Here is a 6,169-nt window from a genome sequence, read left to right as displayed (position 1 = left end):
TTGATTAAAAAGGGAAAAGCACCCTTTTTAATTGATTAATCTTTTTGATTATTCTTTGATGTGCATTGGCTTGCGCTCAATGCCTTTGATTGATTAAAAAGGGAAAAGCACCCTTTTTAATTGATTAATCTTTTTGATTATTCTTTGATGTGCATTGGCTTCCGCTCAATGCCTCTGATTGATTAAAAAGGGAAAAGCACCCTTTTTAATCAATCTCTTATGTAAAGTTGTATGGGTGCATGTCGATTGAGACTTGTAGTTGTCCTTGGTTGATTTCACGTATGAAGTGTTGCTGTATTTCACGTAGTGTTTCTAGTAACCTCGGTTCGTTTCTGTATTTTATCATGCATTGATATCGATATCTATCTTTTATCCTTGCTAAAGGAGAAGCGACTGGACCTAGAACAGTGGTTGTATTTTTAAGCTCTCTTTTTAAAAACGAAGCAATTTTTTCTGATATTGTAATGACTTTTGTTAACTCTGGATGTGATATCGTAATTAACACCATAAAAACGTATGGTGGGTATAATGCCGTTTTACGTTGCGTCATCTCCATTTGAAAAAACTGCTCATAATCATGGTTTTTCACAAGTTCTATACTATAGTGTTCTGGTGTATAGGATTGGATGACTACCCTGCCTTCTAATTCATGTCTTCCAGCCCGTCCACTTACTTGCTCCATAAGCTGAAACGTACGTTCTGCTGATCTGAAGTCAGGAATGTGAAGCATGGAGTCTGCTGCAAGAACACCTACTAGTGTGATTTTAGGGAAGTCAAGCCCCTTTGCAATCATTTGTGTTCCCAGTAATATATCAGCCTCGCCTCGTCCGAATGCTGACAGCAATCTTTCATGCGATCCCTTTTTACGAGTTGTATCAACATCCATTCGAATCACTTTCGCTTCAGGTAACACACGTGTTAATTCCTCTTCTACTTTCTGTGTACCTGAACCAAAAAAACGAATATGGTCACTCCCACAAGAATCACACGTATTTGGCATTTTTTCCTCGTGTCCACAATAATGACACTTTAATGAGTGATGTGTCCGGTGATATGTCAAAGAAATATCACAGTGATCACAAGTTGCGACATATCCACAGTCTCGACACATTACAAATGTTGAATACCCTCTACGATTTAAAAACAGAACTGACTGTTCACCTTTTTCGAGCCGGTCCTTTAACATATCCAATAACGTAAAAGAGAACATCGACCTGTTCCCTTGACGTAATTCCTCTCGCATATCAATCACTTCTACCCCTGGCATTGCACGATTATGGACTCTATTCGTCAAAGGAAGAAGGTTGTATACCCCTTTTTTTGCACGAGCATATGATTCGAGTGAAGGAGTTGCACTTCCTAAAATAACTGGACAGTTATGATATTCTCCTCGAAAAATCGCCACATCCCTTGCATGATATTTCGGGTTTTCTTCTTGTTTATAACTAGTTTCATGTTCTTCATCTATTATAATAAGCCCGAGGTTAGAAAAAGGTGCAAAGATAGCCGACCTAGCACCTACTACAACCTCAACTTCTTTTCTTAAGATCTTTCGCCATTCGTCATACTTCTCACCCATCGATAAGCCTGAGTGTAACACTGCTACCTTTGATCCAAAGCGCCCTTTAAAACGTTGGACCATTTGTGGGGTGAGTGAAATTTCAGGTACTAGAACAATCGCTTCCCCTTCTCTTTTCAGCGCTTGGTCAATGGCCTGTAGATAAACTTCTGTCTTTCCACTACCCGTCACACCATGTAGTAAAAAGGTCTCATGATTGTCGTTCTCAACCGAATGAAGAATAGGTGTTAAGACATCTTGTTGCTGCTCCGTTAATGGTAACGGAGTTGTCCGTTCATATTCGACACCTGCGAGTGGATCACGATATACCTCTTTTTCAAACTCCTGAACATATCCCTTTTTAATTAGGGCCGTTAGCGTTTGTCTTGTGGTATTTACCGAATTCAAAAGCGTCTTAACAGGGATCTCGTTTGTTTCTTTTAAAAACGTAAGAAGTTCTTGTTGCTTAACAGCCTTAGCAGGTATTTCATTTGTTTGATTGTCTTTTACTAGTTTAATATAACGCTCTGTTTTCTTTTTTCCTTTTTCCTCAACTTGGTAGCGAACTTCAAGAATATCTTCTTTTACAAGTTGTTGAATAACTTTCACCTTTGCTTTGTCACCTTTAGTAAGGTCATCCCAAAATGGTCTTTTCTCATCTTGAAAGTGGTTGCGAAATTCAGGTGGTAAATCATCTAACTTTGTAAGCAACTGAAGTTCTTTTTTTACTTTAGTACGTAGAGCAGCCGGGATCATTAATTGATAGGCTGATAATCGAAAACTAAGAGTCTGCTCTGATAACCAATTCCCTAATGTAAGCAATTCCTCTGTCAAAACTGGTACAACATCTAAAATTTCATAAATTGGCTTACGTTTACCATGTTCTGAAACATTTGTTATATCAACGACAAAACCTTGAATTTTCCGTGGGCCAAACGGAACAATTACCCTGATACCAGGTTGTAAAACTTCACTCCACTCACTTGGAATATCATAATCGAATAGTCGATCGGTTTGAGAAGTAGGAACATCGACTATGACTTTAGCAATCATAAATCCTCTTGCCTTTCCATATAGGAGGTAATATCGTTAAGAATACACTCTGCCACTTCTGATTTTGATAAAACTGGATACTCTTTTTTCGTACCATCTTTGCTATACGTAGTAATGATATTAGTATCCCCTTTAAATCCAGCACCCTCTTGTGAGATATTATTAGCAACAATCAAATCAAGATTTTTAGATTCCAGCTTTTTTAATGCATATTCTTCTACTCGCTCAGATTCAGCAGCAAACCCTACTAGAAGTTGAGAGGTCTTTCGCTCACCTAATGTTTTTAGAATATCAATCGTTCTTTCCATTTCAACGGCCCAGTTACCTGGTTGTTTTTTACGCTTTTCACTGAACGTTTCTTTTGGTCGATAATCAGCTACAGCTGCAGACTTAATCACGATGTCAGCTTGTCCAAATCTCTTTATAACAGCCTCATACATATCGTTAGCTGAAACAACATCGACAATTTCAACTCCAGCTGGTGCCTGTAAATTGGTTGGTCCGGAAATAAGCACGACTTCAGCTCCCTGATCTTTTGCTGCTGTGGCGATTGCGTATCCCATTTTCCCAGACGAATGATTGGTGAAATAACGCACAGGGTCAATTCGCTCTTGAGTTGGGCCAGCAGTAATTACAACCTTTTTCCCAATAAGTGGTTTATCCTTTGTAGAGAAGTGTTGCGAAACAATCTTCAAAAGATCTTCCGGCTCTGCAAGTCTCCCCTTCCCTGTCCAACCACAAGCAAGGTATCCTTCGTCACCATCAATAATTTTATAACCATCTTGCTTGAGGGTGGTAACATTTCGCCTTACCGACTTACTGTTGTACATATTCACATTCATCGCAGGTGCGAGATAAATAGGTGCTGTGGTTGCCAGCAATGTTGTTGTTAACATATCATCAGCTACACCATTCGCTAGTTTTCCAAGCACATTGGCAGTTGCTGGTGCAACAAGAACAAGATCAGCCCAATCAGCAAGGTCTATATGGGCAATTTTGGTTGGGTCTGGTTCATTAAAGGTATTGTCGTACACTGGTTGACGTGAGAGGGCTTGAAATGTAAGAGGCGTTACAAATTCCTTTGCTGATTTTGTCATAATTACTTTCACATTTGCTTCAGCCTGTATTAATTTACTTGTTAAGGCCGCCACCTTAAACACAGCAATCCCTCCACTAACTGCGAGGAGTATATTCTTTCCTTTAAGCATTTTTCCACCTGCTCCCTATAAACTTAAATGAAAACTACCATAGAAAAAAAGGCTGACCCAAAGATCAAACCCTTAACCAGTACTTATCGCTTGTGTATATGCGGGTCATGGGCTTATGTGTTGAGTCAGCCTTGTAACGTTTTTATTCCTCGTCTTCTAGTGGGGTAATTCGTTTAAAATGCAAATGATCGTCAATGATTTCTTCGAGTGCAACTCCAACAGGTTTATGCGAAGCAGGACGACTTACCATTGGTCCACGTGTATAATCTTCGCGAATTTCACGTGCACGTTTGGCTGAAACCGTAACGAGAGTATATTTGGAATCTAATTTTGTTAATAGTGAGTCAATAGAAGGGTATAGCATTATTCAACCTCCACGAGTTCTTTATATTTTTCAATTAAACGTTCACGTTTGCAATGTTCTGCAGTAACTATTGATTTGATTCGTTCAACAGCTAAATGTACTTGATCATTTTCTACGACATAATCGTATTTTTTCATCATATCAAGTTCTTCACGCGCAACTGTCATTCTTTCATTAATAATATCTTCTGTTTCCGTTCCACGTCCAACAATACGACTTCTAAGTTCAGCCAAACTTGGTGGCATTAAGAAGATAAACACACCTTCAGGAAAACGTTCCTTTACTTTTAAAGCGCCTTGAACTTCAATTTCTAGAATTATATCTTGGCCACTTTCTATTGTTTCTTTAACGTACTCAATTGGTGTGCCATAATAGTTCCCTACATATTCTGCCCATTCCAGCAATTGATCTTGCTTAATCATCTGCTCAAATTGTTCTCTTGTTTTAAAGAAGTAATTGATACCCTCTTGCTCTCCTTCTCGTGGAGAACGAGTCGTTGCAGAAACAGAATACTGAACTGACGTATTCTCATTTCTTAAAGCCGTGCAGACAGTTCCTTTCCCAACGCCTGCAGGGCCTGATAATACCAGTAATATACCTTTATCTTTCTTCATGGAGACCTCCTACACGCTTCACGCATTCACTTATGTATCTTGATATATTCTTGATTAGTCTTCACCCGTATCGTCTCTTGTAGTCAAACGCTGAGCTACTGTCTCTGGTTGGACTGCACTTAAAATTACGTGATCACTATCAGCAATAATGACAGCTCGAGTTCTACGACCATATGTTGCATCAATTAACATATTACGATCCCGTGCATCTTGAATAATTCGTTTAATTGGTGCTGACTCTGGACTTACGATGGAAATAATTCGATTTGCTGAAACAATATTTCCAAAACCGATGTTTATTAATTTAATGTTCATTCTTCTTACCCCCACTTTAGGAGAGTAGCATCCACTCTCAACATTGTTATCCAAACTAATCTAACTATATACGAAACTTCTTTCGAATTCTAGCTCCTATTCAACATTTTGTACTTGTTCTTTTAATTTTTCAAGAAAACCTTTCATCTCAACAACGTGTTGTCTAATCAAAGAATCAGCAGCCTTGGAACCAATTGTATTCACTTCACGGTTCATTTCTTGAACAAGAAAATCAAGACGCCTTCCGATTTCTTCATCTTGATGTAAGTAATACTTGTATTGGTTTACATGCGCACGTAAGCGAACTAACTCTTCACTAATATCCATTTTCTCTGTAAAAATCGCCACTTCTGTTAAAATTCTTGTATGGTCAATTTCCATTCCATCATTTACGTACGATCGAATTCTCGCTTCGAGCTTTTCACGATAACGTTCTATTAGTGTGGGAGCACTTTCTTCTACTTCATTACAGCAATCTAATAATTTCTGTAACCTCAGCTCCATGTCCTGTTGTAAAAAAAGCCCTTCTGTCACTCTCATTGAATCAAGTGATTGGAGCGCTTCTTCAAGACCTTTTAATAATTCCTTCTCTTTTTTTGACCAGTCAATATTGCTTACCTCTTCGACTTGAGCAATATTTTTATTACCTAATAATGTACTAACATCAAGTGAGGATTCATGTCCTAGTTTTGCCTTAATCATTTCTGAAGCTCTTACATACTGATCAAGTAGCTCCTCATCTAGTACTAAGACTCTTTTATATGTTGACTTTAATTCAACATGTATCGAAACATCGACTTTCCCACGTGACACATTATTTTTCACAAGCTTTCGAAAGCCTTCTTCCAAAAAAGATAGTATTGGAGGTACCTTTAATTGGCACTCTAAAAATCGGTGATTGGTCGCTTTTACTTCTATGGAAACTTCACCACATTCAAACTTCACAACCGAAGAACCATATCCTGTCATACTTTTCATTTTTATCACATCCAACTAACATTTTACAGAAAAATACTTTGTGCAACAAGAGAGAAGATATACAAAGAGGTTGACTCTT

The 6,169-nt window shown here is 38.3% G+C and carries 6 protein-coding genes; all 6 read right to left on the bottom strand.

What is annotated here, in order from left to right; all coding sequences use genetic code 11:
• Positions 1 to 217: 217 nt before the first annotated feature.
• Positions 218 to 2,611, bottom strand: coding sequence for a primosomal protein N' (gene priA / locus AC1FXZ_RS03660; protein WP_480051086.1), 2,394 nt, complete (start codon positions 2,609 to 2,611; stop codon positions 218 to 220).
• On the bottom strand, positions 2,608 to 3,819 hold the full coding sequence (coaBC, locus tag AC1FXZ_RS03655) for a bifunctional phosphopantothenoylcysteine decarboxylase/phosphopantothenate--cysteine ligase CoaBC (protein WP_480051084.1): 1,212 nt from the start codon (positions 3,817 to 3,819) through the stop codon (positions 2,608 to 2,610). The genes priA and coaBC overlap by 4 nt, the downstream gene beginning before the upstream one ends.
• A gap of 142 nt (positions 3,820 to 3,961) precedes the next feature.
• Positions 3,962 to 4,183, bottom strand: coding sequence for a DNA-directed RNA polymerase subunit omega (gene rpoZ, locus AC1FXZ_RS03650; RefSeq protein ID WP_480051082.1), 222 nt, complete (start codon positions 4,181 to 4,183; stop codon positions 3,962 to 3,964).
• On the bottom strand, positions 4,183 to 4,797 hold the full coding sequence (gene gmk / locus AC1FXZ_RS03645; protein WP_480051080.1) for a guanylate kinase: 615 nt from the start codon (positions 4,795 to 4,797) through the stop codon (positions 4,183 to 4,185). Before gmk ends, rpoZ begins: the two co-directional genes overlap by 1 nt.
• 54 nt (positions 4,798 to 4,851) lie before the next feature.
• The gene (remA, locus tag AC1FXZ_RS03640) at positions 4,852 to 5,112 is read right to left on the bottom strand and encodes an extracellular matrix/biofilm regulator RemA (protein WP_480051078.1); all 261 of its coding nucleotides are present in this window, start codon (positions 5,110 to 5,112) and stop codon (positions 4,852 to 4,854) included.
• 96 nt (positions 5,113 to 5,208) lie between these two features.
• Positions 5,209 to 6,090, bottom strand: coding sequence for a YicC/YloC family endoribonuclease (locus tag AC1FXZ_RS03635; RefSeq protein WP_480051076.1), 882 nt, complete (start codon positions 6,088 to 6,090; stop codon positions 5,209 to 5,211).
• Positions 6,091 to 6,169: the final 79 nt, after the last annotated feature.

Source organism: Halalkalibacter sp. HAAS-P014 (genome assembly GCF_056619965.1).
The sequence above is the reverse complement of the archived record's forward strand: the minus strand, read 5'-3'. Positions and strand labels throughout refer to the sequence as shown.